This window comes from Simplicispira metamorpha (assembly GCF_004341365.1).
In the GTDB taxonomy this organism is placed as follows: domain Bacteria; phylum Pseudomonadota; class Gammaproteobacteria; order Burkholderiales; family Burkholderiaceae_C; genus Simplicispira; species Simplicispira metamorpha.
The window spans coordinates 18,000-36,988 of record NZ_SLXH01000005.1; the positions used below are offsets into that span (position 1 = coordinate 18,000).

The following is an 18,989-nucleotide window of genomic DNA, read 5'->3' on the forward strand; positions in this document are numbered from 1 at the left end:
GTTATGCGCCTGCAATCGGCTTCCCGGTCTCTGCGGCCCGCCAGCGCTCGTAGCCCACGCGGCGCAGTTCGCAGGCCGGGCAGGTGCCGCAGCCATAGCCCCAGGCGTGCAGCACGTCACGCACGCCCTCGTAGCAGGTGTGCGATTGCGCCACGATGGTGGCCACCAGCGCATCGCCACCGAGCTGCTGCGCCAGTGCCCAGGTTTGCGCCTTGTCCAGCCACATCAGCGGCGTCTCGAAGGTAAAGCGCTGGCCCATGCCCAGCGACACAGCCACCTGCAACGCCTTGATGGTGTCGTCACGGCAATCGGGGTAGCCAGAAAAATCCGTCTCGCACATGCCGCCCACCAGCGTGTGCAGGCCGCGCCGGTAGCCCACCGCCGCCGCCAGTTGGAAAAACAGCAGGTTGCGCCCCGGCACAAAGGTGTTGGGCAGGCCCGCAGCCGTCATGGCGATGGCGGTGTCCCGCGTCAGGGCCGTGTCGCTGATCTGGCCCAGCACGGCCAAGTCCACCACATGGTCTTCACCCAACCGCTCGGCCCAATGCGGAAACTGCGCGCGCAGCGATTGCAGCACCTGCAGCCGCACACGCATCTCCACATCATGGCGCTGGCCGTAGTCAAAGCCGATGGTTTCGACGTGGGCAAAGTGCGTGAGTGCCCAGGCCAGGCAGGTGGTGGAGTCCTGGCCTCCAGAAAAAAGAACCAAAGCGTGTCCGGGGCGCATGGGGTATTCCTCGCAAGATAGATGTGAGCCCCGGCACGTACGGCCAGGGCGGTGATTGACAAAAGGGCCGGATGGCCTGTGGGGCGCCGGGGCACTGCACTGTGCAGCGCTGGCCGCGCTCAGACCAGCACCGCCTCCAGCGCGGCAGCGCGCAGGTGCTCCAGCACCTCGGCCACATGGGCCTGGCTGCGCGTTTGCAGCACCAGTTCGATCTCGACGTTTTGCGCCGACAGCAGCGTAAAAGCGCGCTGGTGGTGGACTTCTTCGATGTTGGCCCCGGTATCGGCCACGGCGGCGGTGATGCGCGCCAGCGCACCGGGCACATCGCGCGCGCTGACGCGGACACGCGCCAGCCGGCCCGAGCGCACCATGCCGCGCTCGATGATGGCGGCCAGCAGCAGCGGGTCGATGTTGCCGCCGCACAGCACCAGGCCCACGCGCTTGCCGCGAAACCGCTCGGGGTAGCGCAAGAGCGCCGCCAGCGAGGCGGCACCGGCGCCCTCGACCAGGGTTTTCTCGATCTCCAGCAGCATCAGCACGGCCTGTTCGATATCGCCCTCGTCCACCAGCAGAAAATCATCCACCAGGCGGCGGATGACCTCCTGCGTCAGCGTGCCCGGCGTGCCCACGGCAATGCCCTCGGCAATGGTCGAGGTGCCCTGCGGGTGGTGCGTGCCCAGAATGGCATTGACCATGGCCGGAAAGCGCGCCGCCTGCACGCCGATGATCTCGATGCCCGGCTGCAGCGCTTTGGCTGCCGTGGCCACGCCCGCCATCAGCCCGCCGCCGCCAATGGCCACCACCAGCGTGTCCAGATCGGGCACGGCGCGCAGCATCTCCAGCGCCAGCGTGCCCTGGCCTGCGGCCACGGCGGGATCGTCGTAGGGGTGAACAAAGGTCAGGCCCTGGGCATCGGCCAGGGCGTAGGCGTGCGCGCGGGCCTCTTCGAGCGTGTCGCCGTGCAGCACCACCTCGGCGCCAAAGCCGCGCGTGCGTTCGACTTTCACGCTGGGCGTAAAGCGCGGCATGACGATGACAGCGCGCAGCCCCAGGCGCTGCGCGTGGTAGGCCACGCCCTGGGCATGGTTGCCCGCGCTCATGGCCACCACGCCGCGCGCGCGCTCCTCGGGCGTGAGCAGCGCCAGCTTGTTGCAGGCCCCGCGCTCCTTGAACGAGGCAGTGAACTGCAGGTTCTCGAACTTCAGAAAAATCTGCGCCCCCACGATCTGCGAGAGCGTTTTCGATTCGACGCAGGGCGTATCGAGCACCTGCCCTTGCAGACGCACAGCGGCGTCACGGATGTCTTGGAGAGAAATCATGCGCGCCATGGTAGTGCCGGGCAGCGCGGCGCGCCAGCGCAGCTACCCCCCACACACCCGCAGCACATCGGCCCCATAGGCTTCGAGCTTTTTCGCGCCCATGCCGCTGATGCCCTGCAAATCGGCCAGCGTGCGCGGTTGCAGCTGGGCAATGGCCGCCAGCGTCGCGTCATGAAAAATCACATACGCGGGCAGGCCATGCTCACGCGCCACTTCGGCGCGCCAGGCTTTGAGGTTGATGAAGCGCACCTGCGCGTCCTGGCCCAGGTTGGCGGCGGCAGCAGGCAGCGTGCCAGCGGGGCTGCGGCGTTTGCGGTCGCGCCCGCTGGCGGCGGCGGTGGAGGCACGCAGGCGCACCGGCACTTCGCCGCGCAGCACCGTGCGCGAGGCGTCGGTCAGGCACAGGGTGTCAAAGCTGTGGCCGCTCTCAAGCAGCACTTTGTGCAGCCCCACCGCGCCGGTGGCCAGCAGCTGGCGCAGCACGGCGCGCAGCTGCGGCTCGGTAAATTCGGCGCCAATGCCGAAGGTGGAGATTTTGTCGTGGCCAAACTGCTCGACCTTCTCGGTCTTCTTGCCGCGCAGCACGTCCATGATGTGGCCGGTGCCAAAGCCGATGCCGCTGCTCTGGTGGACGCGGTAAATGGTGGACAGCAGCTTGCGCGCGCAATCGGTGGCGTCCCACACCTCGGGCGGGTGCAGGCAGTTGTCGCAGTTGCCGCAGGGTTCGGACGCCTCTCCAAAGTAGGCCAGCAGCCGCACGCGGCGGCAGTCGGTGGCCTCGGCCAGGCCCAGCAGGGCGTCCAGCTTGCCGCGCAGCCCCTGCTTGAATTCTTCGCCCGCCGGGCTCTCGTCGATCATGCGCCGCTGGTTCACCACGTCCTGCAAGCCATAGGCCATCCAGGCATCGGCGGCCAGACCGTCGCGGCCCGCGCGGCCCGTTTCCTGGTAATAGCCTTCGATGTTTTTGGGCATGTCCACATGGCCTACAAAGCGCACGTCGGGCTTGTCTATGCCCATGCCAAAGGCGATGGTGGCCACCATGACGATGCCTTCTTCGCGCAAAAAGCGGTTCTGGTTTTGCTGGCGCACGTCGGCAGGCAGGCCAGCGTGGTAGGGCAGGGCGGCAATGCCCGCCTCTACCAGCGTGGCGGCCAGCTCCTCGACGCGCTTGCGCGATTGGCAATAGACCACGCCCGCATCGCCCGCGTGTTCGCGCTCGATAAAGCGCAAGAGCTGCGTGGTGGCGTCTTTTTTCTCGACGATGGTGTAGCGGATGTTGGGCCGGTCAAAGCTGCTGATGAACAGCTGCGCTTCTTCCAGGCGCAGACGCTCAATGATGTCGGCGCGCGTGAGCGCGTCGGCGGTGGCCGTGAGCGCAATGCGCGGCACCCCGGCGTAGCGCTCGTGCAGGATGGACAGCGCGCGGTACTCGGGCCGGAAGTCGTGCCCCCACTGGCTGACGCAGTGCGCCTCGTCGATGGCAAACAAGGAGAGGTGGCCTTGTTGGTACAAGTCGTCCAGCAGCCCCAGAAAGCGCGGCGTGGTCAGCCGCTCGGGCGCGGCATACAGCAGCGTGATGGCGCCGGTTTGCAGGCGCAGCTCCACGTCCTGGGTCTGCTCCCAGTCGAGCGTGGAGTTGAGAAAGGCCGCATCCACCCCGGCCTCGTGCAGCGCGCCGACCTGGTCGTGCATGAGCGCGATCAGGGGCGAGACCACGATGGTCACGCCGCGCCCCTGCTGCTGGCGCACGATGGCGGGCACTTGGTAGCACAGCGATTTGCCCCCGCCCGTGGGCATGAGCACCAGCGCGTCGCCGCCAGCGATCACGTGGTCAACGATGGCCTCCTGCGGCCCGCGAAACGCGGGGTAGCCAAAAACGCCGTGGAGAACGGAAAGCGCAGCAGACACAGTGGACTCTTGTTTTGATAGCTGCCAGCGCACACCGGGCGGGCGCTGGAGGCCGATTGGACTGGTATTTTGACGGCAGCAGGCACAGCGCGCACCGCCAGGGCAGGGGCGTATTGTGGACTGGGCTGGCGGGCCACAGCCGCCGCTTTGCAACCGCGCCCCGCGCGCCGAAAATACCCACCCGGGGTGCCACGCCCCTTGATACAACCTTCTCTGACCTCTGCCATGCCCATCTACGAATACGCCTGCCACGACTGCGGTCACGCCTTTGAAGCCCTGGTGCGCTCCAGCACCGTGCCCGAATGCCCCGCCTGCCACTCGCTGCACCTGGAAAAGCAGCTCTCGGTGTTTGCCACCAGCAGCAGCGAATCGGCCCAGTCAACACCCCTGCCACCCAGCAGCTGCGGCGCCTGCCCCAACGCCAACGGGCCGGGCGGCTGCGGGTTTGGCGGGATGCACTGAATGGGGCAGCGGTGCGCCCAGCCTCAGGACGGCCCCGCCGGGGTGGCCGTGAGCTTGAGCCCCAGCGCGTGGATGACCTTGAGGATGGTGCCGAAACTGGGGTTGCCCTCGCCGGACAGCGCTTTGTAAAGGCTTTCGCGCCCCAGACCGGTGTCGCGCGCAAGCTGGCTCATGCCACGGGCGCGGGCAATGTCGCCCAGTGCGGCGGCAATGAAAGCGGCGTCATCTGGCGCCTCCTCCATGCGGGCATATAAGGTCATGTCGTGCGCTCAGTGATACCGTCGACTGAACTCACTGCCTTGGCCTCCTATAAGCCAATTACCAAAACTTGAACCAAGGCTTTGCTGGACGTGGTGCTGACGCGCGCACTGCGGTGCTAGCACTCTGCATTGCGCGAAATTTTTCTATATCGCATTGAAGGTGATGAAGCTGACCAGCAGCATCGGCCGCTCTTTTCTTTTCCGACTCGACATCGGAACGCAACCGCACAATCGTTCTCAATGCCTCGTCGAGTCGAGCCGCTTGACGTTTGTGTATGACAGACAACTCTGAATAAGCATCAGCGTTTCTGATTGCATCATTGGCTGGCTGCGTTGAGTTCACGACAGACGTATCAGGAGTCGATTTGGCAACAAGCACATGTGGCGCTGACGCGCTCACCGCGGTGCTAGCACTCTGCATTGCGCGAAATTTTTCTATATCGCATTGAAGGTGATGAAGCTGACCAGCAGCATCGGCCGCTCTTTTCTTTTCCGACTCGACATCGGAACGCAACCGCACAATCGTTCTCAATGCCTCGTCGAGTTGAGCCGCTTGACGCTTGTGTATGACAGACAACTCTGAATAAGCATCAGCGTTTCTGATTGCATCATTGGCTGGCTGCGTTGAGTTCACAACAGGCGTACCAGGAGTCGATTTGGCACTAAGCACCTTAGCCTGCTCAGCCCTCCGCCAGCCAAGACAAAGATTTCCAATAACGTTGGTAAGTGCGGTTTCGAAATCGCGTGTCACATCAGAAAAACCAGTCTTTGCGTGAACCATCTCATGGATGAGAACGCCTGCGACTGATTCGAATGAGCGAAGCTGCTTTCGGCAAATCACGATGGACGAGGTTGCTGGATCCCAACATCCTAGAGTTTGGCTGTTGCTCATCAGATCTGGTCGCATGGTGTTCGATATCCTGATGGATTTCACATTGCCAGGCAGGCCGCCGTACGCGTCAATGATGAATGGAACAGTGTCGAAAATTTCGCGTTCTCGCGCGTCGAGCTTGCCCACTTCGACGAAATCAAATGTGAAACTGTCGTTGTAGATGTGGGTGAACTGTGTCAGATCGACCATTCGATTACCTTCGAGGTCAACCGAGTCGGCAATTTTTTCCCGAAGGTTCTCAGGAATCGTCAGGATGGTCATGCCGCTTTGCCTCGCTTGATCCATCAGATCAGGAAACCTCATCGCCTCATCAGCAGTCACCAACATGACTTTTCCCTGGGCGTTCACAATGCGGACAGCATGCTCTTGCACATCAATCCATGCCAGTTCGTCATGCATCGTGCCCTCCTGGAATCGCGAGATGTCGTCGGAAAGCTTGCGGGCTACCTCACCATTAGAAGATGCAAGAAGAATCTTCTTGACGCTATCAGTGTAGGCAGTACGCCCCACATGAGAGCGTTCCCGATTGATAGCTTTTTTGATCGCAGCATTCAAGACCGTGATGTTGTACGAGAAGAGAAAGTTGGCTTCTTCAGCTACCTTCACACCGTTGATGTAAATCGCACTGGGTCCAGAATGGCAAGTAATGATCTGGCCGAACCGCGTTGTATCCAGCAGGTTTTCATCGGAGAACTTCAGAAATAGCGCCTTCGCTGCCTTCATCTCGCTGTCCTCGGCGCCGGTGAGTTCAAATTCAGTGCCGACGAATGAAGGATCCACAGGATCCTCAATAACTGCGTGCAAAGTCAGGATGTCACCAAATCCGTGCTTGGCCGATTTGTTCGTGTGTATCGTCCCAAACCGCGATCTGATCTTCACCCGGACGTCGTGGCGCTCGAAGGTAGCAAGCGCATCTTTCAGTCCAATACCAAAGCGCCCAATAACGTTAGGGCTCTCAAGTTTCTCTTGGTTCTCGTTCTGTGTCAGATGGGTGTAACGAATGCCGCGCCCAAAGTCTCGAACGATCCAGGATGCTCCGCGCTTCTCGATACTCACGGAAGCCGTGCCTGTCAGAATCTGCTCATCAAGTGCGTTGGCTATCACCTCCCTGATGGCATGGCGAACTTCCCAGTTTTCCAAGATCTGCTCAATGTTGAGATCGAAATTCTTACTACCCATCTGGTCTCCTCCGTTGCTTGGCTTTAGATGCCTGTTCCGTGGTGCGTCCAAGACGAATGCTCCCCGATATCTTGAGCTCAATTCTCTGACGCTTCAGTCAATCGAATCAAAATGCACCTGACCGAGGCTCCAGGGACAAGCAGCTGAGCTGGTAGCCCCTGCCTTTCTACAATCGCCCCCATGCAAGCCCTTCACTACACCCGCGCCGCCCAACTCCCTGCCATCCTGGCCCAACGCATCGCCATCCTGGATGGCGCCATGGGCACCATGATCCAGCGCTTCAAGCTGGGCGAGGCGCAGTACCGGGGCGAGGGCTACAGCGGCCCCGATGGCGCAGGCGACCGTTTCAAAGACTTCCCGCGCGACGTCAAGGGCAACAACGAGCTGCTCAGTCTCACGCGCCCCGACGTGATCCGCGACATCCACGAACGGTATCTGGCCGCCGGTGCCGACCTGATCGAAACCAACACCTTCGGCGCCACCACGATTGCGCAGGAAGATTACAAAATGGCCCACCTGGCGCGCGAGATGAACCTGCGTTCGGCGCAGTTGGCGCGCGCCGCCTGCGACAAGTTTTCTACGCCCGACAAGCCGCGCTTTGTCGCTGGCGCCCTCGGCCCCACGCCCAAGACCGCCAGCATCAGCCCCGATGTGAACGACCCCGGCGCGCGCAATGTCGATTTCGAGCAGCTGCGTGCGGCCTACTTCGAGCAGACCGAAGCGCTGATCGAGGGCGGCGCCGACGTGCTGCTGGTCGAGACGATTTTTGACACGCTCAATGCCAAGGCGGCGCTGTTTGCCATCGAGGAAGTGTTCGACCAAACCGGCGAGCGCCTGCCGCTCATCATCAGCGGTACCGTCACCGACGCCTCGGGGCGCATTCTGAGCGGCCAGACCGTCACCGCTTTCTGGCACAGCGTGCGCCACGCGCGCCCGCTGGCCGTGGGCCTGAACTGCGCGCTGGGCGCGGCGCTGATGCGCCCCTACATCCAGGAGCTGGCCAAGGCCGCGCCCGACACCTTCATCAGCTGCTACCCCAACGCCGGCCTGCCCAACCCCATGAGCGACACCGGCTTTGACGAGACGCCCGAAGTCACCAGCCGCCTGGTACACGAGTTCGCCGCCGAGGGGCTGGTGAACATTCTGGGCGGCTGCTGCGGCACCACACCCGACCACATCGGCGCCATCGCCAGCGCCGTGGCGCAGGTGCCGGGGCGCAAGATGTTCTACCCGGCGCAAGCCTGATTTTTAGGCCAAAACGGCCTCCAGCCCTTGCGCAGAGCGCGCGAGCAGCTATCGTTTTTGATTATCTATGCCTTCCATTTCTGACCCCGGCGCCAGCGCCCCCGCGACCGATCCCGCCGCCACCGCCGCACACGCCGCACGCAAACTGGAAAAGCGCCTGGTGCGCCAGGTCAGCGCAGCCATTGCCGACTTTGGCCTGATCGAACCGGGCGACAAGGTGATGGTCTGCGTCTCGGGCGGCAAAGACAGCTACGGGCTGCTGGACATCCTGCGCAAGCTGCAAGCGCACGGCAACACGCCATTCGAGCTGATCGCCGTCAACCTCGACCAGAAGCAGCCGGGGTTTCCGGCCCATGTGCTGCCGCAGTACCTGGGCGGCCTGGGCGTGCCGTTCCACATCGAGACGCAAGACACCTACAGCGTGGTCAAGGCCCATGTGCCCGAGGGCAAGACCATGTGCAGCCTGTGCAGCCGCCTGCGCCGGGGCGTGCTGTACCGGCTGGCCGATGAGTTCAAGGTCACCAAAATCGCGCTGGGCCACCACCGCGACGACATGCTGCAAACCTTTTTCCTGAACATGTTCTTTGGCGGCAAGCTCAAGGGCATGCCACCGAAGGTAGCGAGCGACCGGGGCGACCACATCGTCATCCGCCCGCTGGCCTATGTGGCCGAGGCCGACCTGGCGCGCTGGGCCGAGCTACAGCAGTTTCCGATCATTCCGTGCACGCTGTGCGGCAGCCAGGACAACCTGCAACGCCAGCAGATCGGCCAGATGCTGCGCGACTGGCAAACCCAGTACCCGGGCCGCATCGAGAACATGGCCGCTGCGCTGCAAAACCTGGTGCCCTCGCACTGCATGGACAGCCGCCACTTCGACTTCAAGGGCCTGCAAACCACCGGCGTGGCCGACCCCGACGGCGACACCGCGTTTGACGACGTGCCGCTGCCCAGCGCCAGCGCGCTGGCACGGATTGCCATCAGGGAACTGTGATGCCACCCCACACGCCTGAACTGCTGCTGCCCGCTGGCTCGCTCGACAAGATGCGCGCCGCCTACGACTTTGGCGCCGACGCGGTGTATGCGGGCCAGCCACGCTACTCCTTGCGCGCGCGCAACAACGAGTTCCGGCTGGAACAAATCGGCATCGGCATTGCCGAGGCGCACGCGCGGGGCAAGAAGTTCTTTGTCACCAGCAACCTGCTGCCGCACAACGACAAGGTGCGCACCTACCTGCGCGACATAGAGCCGGTGATTGCCATGCAGCCCGACGCGCTCATCATGGCCGACCCGGGCCTGATCATGATGGTGCGCGAGCGCTGGCCGCAGGTGCCTATCCACCTCTCGGTGCAGGCCAACACCACCAACACGGCGGCGGTGAAGTTCTGGCAGCGCATGGGCGTGGCGCGCATCATCCTGTCGCGCGAGCTGAGCCTGGACGAGGTCGAGCGCATCCGCCAGGACTGCCCGGACATGGAGATCGAAGTGTTCGTGCATGGCGCGCTGTGCATTGCCTACTCGGGGCGCTGCCTGCTCTCGGGCTACTTCAACCGGCGCGACCCGAATCAGGGCACCTGCACCAACGCCTGCCGCTGGAGCTACGCCACCCACAGCGCGGGCGTGGACGGCAACACCGGCGAGGCGGCGGCCATCGGTGCGTCTGGTGCGTCTGGCGAAGGCAGCGGTGACGGGGGCGGTAGCAGCGCTGGCCATGGCTGCGGCAGTGACCACAGCGCGCATGGGGCTGCAACAGCCCAGCCCATCGCGTGGCTGGACGCTGCGCCACCGGCCAGCGCCCGTGCGTCGGCACTGGACGACGGCCCCGGCAGCTACATCATGAACAGCAAGGATTTGCGCGCCGTCGAGCATGTGGCCCGGCTCACGGCCATCGGTGTCGATTCGCTCAAGGTGGAAGGGCGCACCAAAAGCCTGTACTACGTGGCCCGCACCGCGCAGGTGTACCGCCGCGCCATCGACGACGCCGTGGCCGGGCGGCCTTTTGACCCGTCGCTGCTGCACGATCTGGAAGGCTTGTCCAATCGCGGCTACACCGCTGGCCTGCTGGAGCAGCGCCCGGCCCACGATTACCAGAACTACGACAGCGGCCACTCGGCCAACCAGCGCAGCCAGTTTGTGGGCGAGGTGCGCAGCGTGCAAGACGGCTGGGCCGAGATCGAAACCAAAAACCACTTCGCCGTGGGCGACCTGATCGAAGTCATCCACCCCAGCGGCAACACCACGCTGCGCCTGGCCGCCATGCGCGGCGCCGAGGGCCAGCCGCTGGCGGTGGCGCAGGGCCACCCGGTGCGGGTGTGGATTGCGCTGCCCGAGCGCTACGCGGGCGCCCTGCTGGCACGGGTGTTCGAGCCGGCGCAGTGATGCAAGCTGGCCTGCTGCGCGCCCGGTGCCTGGGTCGGCAGCGTGGCAGGCACTGGGCGCCGGGCTGCGGCTGATTTATAGTCAAATCCGGCTCCCGCGCTGGCACAGCAAGCGCAAGCAGCTATCAAAAAAAGAGCTATCAGGCGACAGCGGGCGCCCGGTAGCCGCCTGTATCCCTCCCGCAACCGGGGTAACGGCATGAGCATGCAGATTGATCCTTCGCACCTCCCAGTCCAGGGCGCCCCCGGGGCAGCCCCGGTCGCTGGCACCGCGCCGGTCGCATCGGTCGCACCCGTCACACCGGCTCCGCCCGGAACGCCCGCGGCGCCCGCCCCCGCCCCGGTGGCCGCAGCACCCGCCCAGACCACGCAGGTGAACATTTCGCCGCAAGCGCGCCAGACCGTGGGCGAGGCCGCTGCCGCCCTGCAACGCCAGGGCTTGCTGCTGGATGCGCTGGCCACGGCAGCGGGCGTTCCTGCACCGGGCGCACCAGGGGCAGGGGGCGCAGGCGCGCCCGGCAGCCCCGCCACGGCAGCAACGCCCAGCCAGGCGCTGGCAGCAGCCGTCTTGGCCAATGCCACCGGCAACGCGGCCCGCAGCGCCAGCAGCAGCACGGGTGCCAGCGCCCTGCTCGGCACCAGCGCCACCGGCACCACGCCGGGCACCACCGTGCAGGCGCTGGCTGCGCCAGCGGGCACGGCCCCGGCCATGGCCATGGCCACGGGCGCCACCGTAGCGGTGCCGTCTGCCGGTGCGGCGGCATCCGTGGCCTCCAGACCATCGGTGGTGGCAGGCCCGCAAGGGCCGGGGGCGGCCACGGGCCCTGCGCCCACCACCAGCGCGACACCCACCTGGCCCAGCGGCGGGGTCAGCGCGCCGCTGCAATCGCTGCTGGGGTCGCTGGTGCAACAGGCCACCGCCGCCGTGCTGCCCCAGCGGGTGCTGGCCATCCAACCCTGGCCACCGGCGCTACACGCCCAGGTCGATGGCGCGGCGGCGGGGCCGCGCGGTGGGGCCAACGGCCCGGCCCCGGCGCCGCTGCAAACCTGGCTGGTGCGCCAGGGTGTGGTGCAAACACCCGAAGGCGCCCGGGGCGTGTCGATGACGGTGCGGGTGCCAGCGCCCTGGCTGCAAGCGCTGGAGCAGGCACAGACAGAGGCCACGCCCACCCGGTCGTGGCAGGTGTGGCTGATACCCACCTTGCCCACGGCGCCCCCGCCCGCGCCCCCGGCGCTGCAAGCAGCGTTTGCCGGGCCATCGCAGGCGCTGCAATCGGGCACGTTTGCGCTGGCGCTGGAGTCGCCCGGCGGCGGGGCGGCGCGCACCAGCGCCTTGCTCACGCTGGAGTTGCAGCCGCTCTTGCCAGCCCCCGCCGCAGCCCAGCTGGCGGTGTATGGCCGTGATTTGCCGCACCAGCGCCAAGACCCCTGGCTGCAAATGGCAGCGCTGCAAGCCAGCGGCCAGGTCGAGCGCGATGAAGACCGCGCCCGCCACGGCAGCGCCGCGCTGTGCGATACCCCCGACTGCCCCTACCTGGGCCGCGCCGCCTGTGTGCAGCCGTTTTGTGCGGCGCTGCGCGTAGTGCCCCAGGTGGGCGCCGCTGCGGCGCTGGGGCCGGGCCCCCACACGCCCTAACGGGCTGGGGGGCGCCGCACCCGCGCCCAGAAGCTCAGGGGTACAAACCGCGCATTTCGCGGGCGCGCAGGATGCGCGTGCAGGCCACGATGAAGGTGGCCGTGCGCAGGCTCACGCGGTGCTCCTGGGCCACCTGCCAGACGCCGTCAAACGCCTCTTTCATGATGCGCACCAAGCGCGCGTTGATCTCGTCCTCGCTCCAGAAGAAGCTGGAAAAGTCCTGCACCCACTCAAAGTAGCTCACCGTCACGCCGCCCGCGTTGGCGATCACGTCGGGCAGCACCAGCACGCCCTTGTCGTGCAGGATGTCGTCGGCCTCGGGGGTGGTGGGGCCGTTGGCGCCCTCGATCACCAGCTTGGCCTGGATGCGCGCAGCGTTGTCTTGCGTGATCTGGCCTTCCAGCGCAGCGGGGATGAGGATGTCGCAGGCCACACCCCAAAAATCAGCGGGCGCCATGGCCTCGGCACCGGCAAAACCGCCCACGCCGCCGTGCGCTTTCACATGGGCCAACAGCGCTGGCACATCCAGGCCGCTGGAGTGGCAGATGGTGCCGGTGTGGTCTTGCACCGCCACCACCTTGGCACCGGCCTCGGCAAACAGCTTGGCGGCTGTGCCGCCCACGTTGCCAAAGCCCTGTACGGCCACGCGCGCGCCCTCCAGCACCAGCCCCGTGCGCCGGGCCGCCTCCACGCCCACCGTGAACACGCCGCGCCCCGTGGCCTCCACACGCCCCAGCGAGCCGCCCAGCTCCACCGGTTTGCCCGTGACCACGCCGGTGGCGGTGGCGCCGGTGTTCATGGAATAAGTGTCCATCATCCAGGCCATGATCTGGCCGTTGGTGTTCACGTCGGGGGCGGGAATGTCTTTGCTGGGGCCGATCAGCAGGCCGATCTCGCTGGTGTAGCGGCGCGTCAGGCGCTCGAGTTCGCCGCGCGAGAGGGTTTGGGGATCGACGCGCACGCCGCCCTTGGCACCGCCGTAGGGCACGTTGACGGCGGCGTTCTTGATCGACATCCAGGCCGACAGCGCCATCACCTCCGACAGCGTCACGTCCTGGTGAAACCGCACGCCGCCCTTGCCCGGGCCGCGCGAGAGGTTGTGTTGTACGCGGTAGCCCTCAAAGTGGGCGATGGTGCCGTTGTCCAGCTCGATGGGCACGTCCACGATCAGGATGCGCTTGGGGCGCTTCAAAGTCTCGACCCAGCGCGAGAGGTTGCCCAGGTAGGGCGTCACGCGCTCGACCTGTTGCAGGTAAGTGCCCCAGGGGCCAAGGTGCTCGGCTTGCAGGTACGAGGGCAGGGCGTGCGTGGGCACGGCGGGGGTGCTGGGGGTGAAAGACGACATGGTGCGCTCTCCTTGCGGTGGGGTGAAGGTGTGCAGGATAGACCTGCGCAGGCCGCCTGTCCAAGGCCGATTCAGAGGGGGCCATATGCCGGCCTTGCATGGCCTGCACCGCCTTGCCGGGAGAAGCAAATTGCTCTGTTTTTGATAGCTTTAAACGCACACCCAGCGGGCTTTAGAGGCCAAAAACACCTGAAAATTGCGCAGATTACTCCACCGTGAAGTGCTCCAGCGCTGGGTCGCCGCTGGGGTAGCGCAGATCGAGGTTGTGCAGCACCTCGCGCAACAGCGTGGCGATCATCAGGTTGCGGTGGGTTTTGGAGTCGGAGGGCACCACTGTCCAGGGCGCCCAGGGCGTGTGCGTGGCCGCCAGCAGCTGCTCGTAGGCGCGCTGGTAGTCTGCCCACTGCTTGCGCACGGCGATGTCGCCCATGTCGAACTTCCAGTGCTTGGCCGGGTCGTCCAGGCGCTCTTGCAGGCGCTGGCGCTGCTCGTCAAAGCCGATGTGCAGGAAGAACTTGACCACCACCGTGCCCGTCTCGCTGAGCATGCGCTCGAAGTCGTTGATGTGCGCCAGGCGCTGGCGCTGCTGCTCGGGCGTGATCCAGCCGTTGACCACGGGCACCAGCACGTCCTCGTAGTGGCTGCGGTTGAACACCGTCAACTCGCCCGCACCGGGCACCTGCTGGTGGATGCGCCACAGGTAGTCGTGTGCGCGCTCCACCTCTGTGGGGGCCTTCCAGCCCACGGCGTGTACGCCCAGCGCGCTCATGCGGCCAAACACGCCACGGATGGTGCCGTCTTTGCCCGAGGTGTCCATGCCTTGCAGCACCACCAGCAGCTTGTAGCGCTTGTCGGCGTAGAGCAGGTTTTGCAGATCGTCCAGCTCCTGCGCCAGGGCTTCGACCACCGCTTTGTCCTGCACCTTGTCGCCACTGGAGAAGGGTTTGGCCGCAGCGTCCAGGGCGTTGAGCGAAAACGCTTTCTTGCCGTTGCCGTTGCCGTTCTTGCCGACCTTGTCCGGGTCGACCAGTGGTGCGGGTTGCCATGGCGCCCAGCGGTGCACCAGTTCCTTGTTTTTGCTGTCAAAGGGCGAGGTCATGTGTGCTTCCGAAGGAGGAGGGGAGGGCCAGCATAAAACACGGGCGCACCGGACTCAGGCCAGGGGCGGCACGGGCGCGGTGCGCGCGGCCACGTCGGCCTGCATCAGTGCCACAAAGCGCTGTGCGCCCAGGCCCTGCGGGCGCTCTTTGGACCACACCAGATCCACCCACAGCTCCGTGCCGTTGCTGAGGTTGTCAAACGGCATCTGCACCAGGGTGCCCGCCGCAATGCGCGTGCGCACCAGCGCCAGCGGCTGCCAGCCCCAGCCCAGGCCCGCCTCGATCAGCCCGAGGGCGGCAATGTGGTTGTCGGTGCGCCAGTGGTGGCGGGCGAACACAAAGCGCGCATCGCTGTGGGCCAGGTCGCGCCCGGCCACCACGATCTGGCGCGTGGTGGTCAGGTGCTCTTCGCGCAGCCGGGCGCTGTCGGGGTTCTGGCCGCGCGCCACGGCGGCGGCGCGGGCCGCTTGCAGCACGGGGTGCTGGGGCGCCATCACGGCCACCAGGGTTTCGCTGCCCACTTCCTGAAAGCCCTCGCGCCCGTCGATGCTGGGGCGTTCAAACACCAGGGCCAGCTGCGCGCGCCCGGTGTGCAGCAAATCCAGCGCATCGGCCTGCGGCGCGGCCAGCACCTCGACCTGCAACAGCGGGTACTCCTGCGCCAGCGCCGCCAGCGGGCCGCTCCAGGGGGCCGCCAGCAGTTCGGGGGCAATGGCCAGCGTCAGCCGCTCCTCCAGCCCCTGGGTCAGCGCCAGCGCCTGGGCGTTGAGTTGCTGCAACTGCGCCGCCAGCAGCCGCGCCTGGGGTTCGAGCGCGCGCGCTGCCGCCGTGGGGCGGGGTTCGCGGCCCATGCGCTCGAACAGCAACACGTCGAGTTCGGCCTCCAGGTGGCCCACGGCCATGCTGACCGCCGAGGGCACGCGCCCCAGCGCGCGCGCCGCCGCCGAGAAAGAGCCGTGGTCCAGCACGGCCAGAAAAACCTGCACGCTGTCAGAAGAAAAAGCCATGGCGGAAAAGGCGCTGCGCCTGCCAGAAAAACCACCAATCTATCAGTAAAACTGAAATAAGTTGACTTAACGTTTCAGAAAACAATGAATACATTCGCCCCCTATGCACCACAAACCTCCTTTGATTCCGGGCCTCTACGGCCTGCGCCGCCGCGTGGTCTATGTCACGCTGTACGAGTTGATCGCCATCGCCGCCGCCACCGTGGGGTTGGCCCTGCTGTCGGGGCAGGGCGCGGGGCATTCGGGGGTGGTGGCGCTGGTGGCCTCGGTGATTGCCGTGCTGTGGAACCTAGCGTTCAACGCACTGTTTGAGCGCTGGGAGTCGCGCCAGGCTGTGCGCGGGCGCAGCATGGCGCGGCGCATGGCCCATGCCATCGGCTTTGAGGGTGGGCTGGCGCTGATCCTGATACCCATCTTTGCCTGGTGGTTTGGCGTGACGCTGTGGCAGGCGCTGGTCATGGACATCGGGCTGGTGGTGTTCTTCCTGTGCTACACCTTTGCCTTCAACTGGGGCTTTGACCGGGTGTTTGGCCTGCCCGCCTCGGCAGCCTGAGGGAATGGCGTCTGGCAGGCAGCCGGTAAGCTCAGGCCCACCGCATTGCCCCAGACAACACCATGAACCTTATCGAACAGCCATTCTTCAACCGCGTTGCCCCTGACCAGGTTCGGTGTCGTCATTGACGGGGGAACGTTCTGATGAAACTCAAAACCGTCACCCTGCGTGGCTACAAATCCATCGCCAATCTGGAAGCCTTCGAACTGCGCAACCTCAACGTGCTGATCGGTGCCAATGGCGCAGGTAAAAGCAACTTTATTGGCATCTTCAAGTTGCTGGCGGCGCTGGCAGATGGCAATCTACAGACCTTCGTACAGAAACAAGGCGGGCCGGATGCCTTGTTACATGGCAGCCGCAAGCGCACACAACAGATCGACGCTGAGATTTATTTCGAACCTGGGTATCAAGGAATTAGCAACGGCTACCGCATCAGCCTGACGCCCACAGCGGACAACCGTCTGATCTTTAGCCGCGAAGAAACCTGGATCGACGGCCATTACGCAGCCAAGGCTATTTCGCTCGGCACAGCGCACGACGAAGCCAAGTTACGCGATGACCAGCAAGCTGTCAGCACCTATGTGCGTCCGGCAATGCAAAGCTGGCGGCAGTACCACTTTCACGATACCGGCGACTCTGCCGCCGTGAAGCGCCCGCACGGTAGCAATGACAACCTGCGCCTGAAGTCGTCGGCGGACAATCTGGCTGCGTATCTGGCCATGCTCAAAAAAACATTCCCCGATGCCTACCAGCGCATCGTGGACACCATCAAGCTGGCGGCGCCCTTCTTTGGCGGTTTTGTGATCCGCGACCCCTTGCCCGAGAACATTGAGCTGGAGTGGTTCGAGCAGACTGATCCGGATACCCCCTACAAGGCGCATGTGCTCTCCGATGGCACCTTGCGCTTTATTTGTCTGACCACGCTGCTGATGCAGCCCGCCCACCTGCTGCCTGACACGGTGCTGATCGATGAGCCAGAACTGGGCTTGCACCCCTATGCCATCAATCTGCTGGCGGACATGCTCAAGCAGGTGGCGGAAACCAAGCAGGTGATCGTTTCCACCCAATCGGTAGAGTTGCTCAATGCCTTTGAGCCGCAAGATGTAGTGGTTGTGGAGCGCGAAAGTGGCACGACGGTGCTCAAGCGGCTTGATCCGGAGGAATTGAAGGACTGGCTGGAGGACTACAACCTCGGCGACTTGTGGAAGCGCAACGTGCTGGGCGGGAGGCCGACCCGATGAAGCGCGTGTGCATCGTCTGCGAAGGGCAGACTGAAGAAACCTTCGTGCGGGATGTGCTGGCACCAGCGTTTTATCACTTGAACTTGAACCTGATCCCCGAGATGGTGGAGACCTCTCCCGGCCACAAAGGTGGCGCATTGAAGTACGACCGGGTCAAACGCCACTTGCGCAATACGTTGCGGCAGAACAGCGCACCAGTAGTCACGACCTTGTTTGACCTGTATCGCCTGGACAGCGACTTCCCCAGTTTTGCTGCATCGCAAGCGCAGCCCGACTTATCTCGGCGCTTGAATGTGCTGAAACAAGCCTTGCACGCCGATGTAGTGGCCGAAGCTGGTTGTCAGCCAGAACGGTTCATCCCCTACATCCAGCCCTATGAGTTTGAAGCCCTGCTGTTCAGCGATGTGCCGACATTGACGCGCATTGAACCGGGATGGCAATCGGCAACCGCTGCACTGGCAGCGGCGCGCGCAGTTGCAGAGTCACCCGAGCACATCAACGACCGCCCCGAGACCAAGCCTGCTGCGCACCTGGAGCGCGAATTGAACAACCCCAGTTATCGCAAGCGCCGCCATGGCCCCATCGCTGCTCAGAAGATTGGGCTGGCCAAGATCGAGGCCGAGTGTGCATTCTTTGCCGCATGGCTGGCACAAATCAGGGAGTTGGCACAGCCATGATGGCCGCACCACGGTGGATTGGCAGGTGTGCCAGAGCGTGCGTGCGCGTCTGCGGATTCTGGTGCTGCGCCGTTTGCAGAAGTGGAAGTCCCCACCAGACCAGCAGCCCAATGCAGTGGGGTTGGGGCGGGCGCTGGGCGCGCCAACCCGCAGGCTCCTGATAATGGGCGCCACGATGCGCAGCCCTTTGTCTTTTCCTTTCGTGGTGTTCTGGGGCATGTGGTGTGCCCTGGTGGCGGGTTGCGCCAGTCCGCCGCCCACGCCGCGCGGCGAGGTGCAGGGCGCTGCTGCCGCGCCCGCCGAACTGGCCCAGTCCGATGTGAACCGCCTGGCCACGCTGGCCATGCAGGAAAACCTCGACAGCCTGTACCGCCTGATGGAAAAGCTCTACCGCCGCAACCCCGCCGAGTGGCGCAAAACCAGCGCCCTGGGCCGTGAGCACGCCATGGTGCAAGTGCGCGCGGCCATCGCCCTGCGCCAGCCCTGGGCACCGCTGCAAGGCCAGCGTGACGTGGCGGCGCTGGCCCTGGCGCTGGCCCCCGAATTTGCCGACGACCGCGTGGCCGCCTTCATCCACGCCGTGGCCGACATGCTGATCACTGCGCACGGCGGCAAGACCGAGTTTTTCCTGATCGACGGGTTGGACGCGCAGCACCTGTACAACGCCGCGCGCAACCTGGAGGTGGCTGTGTGGATGCTGGCCCAGCGGCGCAGCGCCAAAGGCACGCCGCTGCTGCTGGCCGACGAGATCAACGCCAGCGAGCGCAACCTGAGCTACGAGCGCGAGTTTGGCAAAGTCATCGCCCGGCTCGACCTGCTGGCCCTGGTCACCACCGAGAAGTACCGCCGCGCCGTCATCGGCTATGTGCAGGGGCTGGCGGGCAGCACGTTCTTGCAGTTTTTGCCGGTGCGGTAGGGACAGCCGGGCCGCTTAAAATCGCCCGCTTCGCCCAAGGAGCGTTGCAACGGCCAGCCAAACCACTGGCGCTGTCAGGCTTGGGCACTGCCAACCCGCCCCCCGCAACGACGCTCGCCTGTTCCGGGTTCCATTGCACAGGTGAGT

The 18,989-nt window shown here is 65.1% G+C and carries 17 protein-coding genes, 1 pseudogene and 1 riboswitch; of the genes and pseudogenes, 10 read left to right on the forward strand and 8 right to left on the reverse strand.

Going from position 1 to position 18,989, the window contains the following annotated elements; translation table 11 throughout:
- Nucleotide 1 precedes the first annotated feature (1 nt).
- The 3 genes from queC to recQ form a co-directional block, all read right to left on the reverse strand.
- A complete protein-coding gene (queC, locus tag EV674_RS03865; protein ID WP_119012080.1) occupies nucleotides 2-727 on the reverse strand; it encodes a 7-cyano-7-deazaguanine synthase QueC in 726 nt (241 codons plus the stop codon).
- Between the two features lie 119 nt (nucleotides 728-846).
- Nucleotides 847-2,046, reverse strand: coding sequence for a threonine ammonia-lyase (locus EV674_RS03870; RefSeq protein WP_119012202.1), 1,200 nt, complete (start codon nucleotides 2,044-2,046; stop codon nucleotides 847-849).
- Between the two features lie 42 nt (nucleotides 2,047-2,088).
- Entirely contained in the window at nucleotides 2,089-3,954 is a 1,866-nt protein-coding gene (gene recQ / locus EV674_RS03875; RefSeq protein WP_119012081.1) for a DNA helicase RecQ, read from the reverse strand.
- Between the two features lie 225 nt (nucleotides 3,955-4,179).
- On the opposite strand from recQ, the gene EV674_RS03880 reads away from it, so the two are divergent.
- Complete coding sequence (locus EV674_RS03880; RefSeq protein WP_119012082.1) at nucleotides 4,180-4,416, forward strand: FmdB family zinc ribbon protein; 237 nt, start codon at nucleotides 4,180-4,182, stop codon at nucleotides 4,414-4,416.
- A gap of 23 nt (nucleotides 4,417-4,439) precedes the next feature.
- Here the strand turns inward: EV674_RS03880 and EV674_RS03885 are convergent, their stop codons facing one another.
- Nucleotides 4,440-4,676 (reverse strand): addiction module antidote protein, encoded by a 237-nt coding sequence (locus tag EV674_RS03885; RefSeq protein WP_119012083.1) that lies wholly within the window; start codon nucleotides 4,674-4,676, stop codon nucleotides 4,440-4,442.
- Between the two features lie 58 nt (nucleotides 4,677-4,734).
- Nucleotides 4,735-6,747 (reverse strand): hypothetical protein, encoded by a 2,013-nt coding sequence (locus EV674_RS03890; RefSeq protein WP_193552664.1) that lies wholly within the window; start codon nucleotides 6,745-6,747, stop codon nucleotides 4,735-4,737.
- Nucleotides 6,748-6,927: 180 nt separating this feature from the next.
- On the opposite strand from EV674_RS03890, the gene EV674_RS03895 reads away from it, so the two are divergent.
- The 4 genes from EV674_RS03895 to EV674_RS03910 all read left to right on the forward strand — a co-directional run bounded on the left by EV674_RS03895 (nucleotide 6,928) and on the right by EV674_RS03910 (nucleotide 12,003).
- Nucleotides 6,928-7,992: a homocysteine S-methyltransferase family protein gene (locus EV674_RS03895; RefSeq protein WP_119012084.1), complete on the forward strand. Its 1,065-nt coding sequence runs from the start codon at nucleotides 6,928-6,930 to the stop codon at nucleotides 7,990-7,992.
- Nucleotides 7,993-8,059: 67 nt separating this feature from the next.
- Nucleotides 8,060-8,983 (forward strand): tRNA 2-thiocytidine(32) synthetase TtcA, encoded by a 924-nt coding sequence (gene ttcA, locus EV674_RS03900; RefSeq protein ID WP_119012085.1) that lies wholly within the window; start codon nucleotides 8,060-8,062, stop codon nucleotides 8,981-8,983.
- Nucleotides 8,983-10,368: a prephenate-dependent tRNA uridine(34) hydroxylase TrhP gene (gene trhP / locus EV674_RS03905; RefSeq protein WP_119012086.1), complete on the forward strand. Its 1,386-nt coding sequence runs from the start codon at nucleotides 8,983-8,985 to the stop codon at nucleotides 10,366-10,368. The genes ttcA and trhP overlap by 1 nt, the downstream gene beginning before the upstream one ends.
- A gap of 198 nt (nucleotides 10,369-10,566) precedes the next feature.
- Nucleotides 10,567-12,003, forward strand: coding sequence for a hypothetical protein (locus EV674_RS03910; RefSeq protein ID WP_119012087.1), 1,437 nt, complete (start codon nucleotides 10,567-10,569; stop codon nucleotides 12,001-12,003).
- 34 nt (nucleotides 12,004-12,037) lie between these two features.
- Here the strand turns inward: EV674_RS03910 and EV674_RS03915 are convergent, their stop codons facing one another.
- The 3 genes from EV674_RS03915 to EV674_RS03925 all read right to left on the reverse strand — a co-directional run bounded on the left by EV674_RS03915 (nucleotide 12,038) and on the right by EV674_RS03925 (nucleotide 15,455).
- Nucleotides 12,038-13,348, reverse strand: a complete 1,311-nt coding sequence (locus tag EV674_RS03915; protein ID WP_119012088.1) for a Glu/Leu/Phe/Val family dehydrogenase — start codon at nucleotides 13,346-13,348, stop codon at nucleotides 12,038-12,040.
- Nucleotides 13,349-13,553: 205 nt separating this feature from the next.
- On the reverse strand, nucleotides 13,554-14,447 hold the full coding sequence (locus EV674_RS03920) for a PPK2 family polyphosphate kinase (protein ID WP_119012089.1): 894 nt from the start codon (nucleotides 14,445-14,447) through the stop codon (nucleotides 13,554-13,556).
- Nucleotides 14,448-14,501: 54 nt separating this feature from the next.
- A complete protein-coding gene (locus EV674_RS03925) occupies nucleotides 14,502-15,455 on the reverse strand; it encodes a LysR family transcriptional regulator (RefSeq protein ID WP_119012090.1) in 954 nt (317 codons plus the stop codon).
- A 103-nt stretch (nucleotides 15,456-15,558) separates the two neighbouring features.
- Between EV674_RS03925 and EV674_RS03930 the strand changes: the two genes are divergently transcribed.
- The 5 genes and pseudogenes from EV674_RS03930 to EV674_RS03945 all read left to right on the forward strand — a co-directional run bounded on the left by EV674_RS03930 (nucleotide 15,559) and on the right by EV674_RS03945 (nucleotide 18,842).
- Nucleotides 15,559-16,008, forward strand: a complete 450-nt coding sequence (locus tag EV674_RS03930; protein ID WP_119012091.1) for a PACE efflux transporter — start codon at nucleotides 15,559-15,561, stop codon at nucleotides 16,006-16,008.
- A gap of 140 nt (nucleotides 16,009-16,148) precedes the next feature.
- Nucleotides 16,149-17,249 (forward strand): AAA family ATPase, encoded by a 1,101-nt coding sequence (locus tag EV674_RS03935; RefSeq protein WP_374761661.1) that lies wholly within the window; start codon nucleotides 16,149-16,151, stop codon nucleotides 17,247-17,249.
- Complete coding sequence (locus EV674_RS03940; RefSeq protein ID WP_119012093.1) at nucleotides 17,246-17,926, forward strand: DUF4276 family protein; 681 nt, start codon at nucleotides 17,246-17,248, stop codon at nucleotides 17,924-17,926. Before EV674_RS03935 ends, EV674_RS03940 begins: the two co-directional genes overlap by 4 nt.
- Nucleotides 17,823-18,032, forward strand: a pseudogene (locus EV674_RS17980) (type I restriction enzyme endonuclease domain-containing protein); the annotation flags it as partial. The gene EV674_RS03940 and the pseudogene EV674_RS17980, both read left to right, overlap by 104 nt.
- A 69-nt stretch (nucleotides 18,033-18,101) precedes the next feature.
- Entirely contained in the window at nucleotides 18,102-18,842 is a 741-nt protein-coding gene (locus EV674_RS03945) for a hypothetical protein (protein WP_241524871.1), read from the forward strand.
- 30 nt (nucleotides 18,843-18,872) lie between these two features.
- A riboswitch (S-adenosyl-L-homocysteine riboswitch) is annotated at nucleotides 18,873-18,965 on the forward strand.
- Nucleotides 18,966-18,989: the final 24 nt, after the last annotated feature.

What these genes read in the sequence shown, in the direction of transcription:
- EV674_RS03920 (WP_119012089.1), bottom strand. Translation starts at nt 14,447, where the DNA reads ATGACCTCGCCCTTTGACAGCAAAAACAAGGAACTGGTGCACCGCTGG.
- EV674_RS03885 (WP_119012083.1), bottom strand. Translation starts at nt 4,676, where the DNA reads ATGACCTTATATGCCCGCATGGAGGAGGCGCCAGATGACGCCGCTTTC.
- queC (WP_119012080.1), bottom strand. Translation starts at nt 727, where the DNA reads ATGCGCCCCGGACACGCTTTGGTTCTTTTTTCTGGAGGCCAGGACTCC.
- EV674_RS03880 (WP_119012082.1), top strand. Translation starts at nt 4,180, where the DNA reads ATGCCCATCTACGAATACGCCTGCCACGACTGCGGTCACGCCTTTGAA.
- EV674_RS03940 (WP_119012093.1), top strand. Translation starts at nt 17,246, where the DNA reads ATGAAGCGCGTGTGCATCGTCTGCGAAGGGCAGACTGAAGAAACCTTC.
- EV674_RS03925 (WP_119012090.1), bottom strand. Translation starts at nt 15,455, where the DNA reads ATGGCTTTTTCTTCTGACAGCGTGCAGGTTTTTCTGGCCGTGCTGGAC.
- EV674_RS03945 (WP_241524871.1), top strand. Translation starts at nt 18,102, where the DNA reads ATGCGCAGCCCTTTGTCTTTTCCTTTCGTGGTGTTCTGGGGCATGTGG.
- EV674_RS03870 (WP_119012202.1), bottom strand. Translation starts at nt 2,046, where the DNA reads ATGATTTCTCTCCAAGACATCCGTGACGCCGCTGTGCGTCTGCAAGGG.
- trhP (WP_119012086.1), top strand. Translation starts at nt 8,983, where the DNA reads ATGCCACCCCACACGCCTGAACTGCTGCTGCCCGCTGGCTCGCTCGAC.
- EV674_RS03895 (WP_119012084.1), top strand. Translation starts at nt 6,928, where the DNA reads ATGCAAGCCCTTCACTACACCCGCGCCGCCCAACTCCCTGCCATCCTG.
- EV674_RS03890 (WP_193552664.1), bottom strand. Translation starts at nt 6,747, where the DNA reads ATGGGTAGTAAGAATTTCGATCTCAACATTGAGCAGATCTTGGAAAAC.
- EV674_RS03910 (WP_119012087.1), top strand. Translation starts at nt 10,567, where the DNA reads ATGAGCATGCAGATTGATCCTTCGCACCTCCCAGTCCAGGGCGCCCCC.
- EV674_RS03930 (WP_119012091.1), top strand. Translation starts at nt 15,559, where the DNA reads ATGCACCACAAACCTCCTTTGATTCCGGGCCTCTACGGCCTGCGCCGC.
- ttcA (WP_119012085.1), top strand. Translation starts at nt 8,060, where the DNA reads ATGCCTTCCATTTCTGACCCCGGCGCCAGCGCCCCCGCGACCGATCCC.
- EV674_RS03915 (WP_119012088.1), bottom strand. Translation starts at nt 13,348, where the DNA reads ATGTCGTCTTTCACCCCCAGCACCCCCGCCGTGCCCACGCACGCCCTG.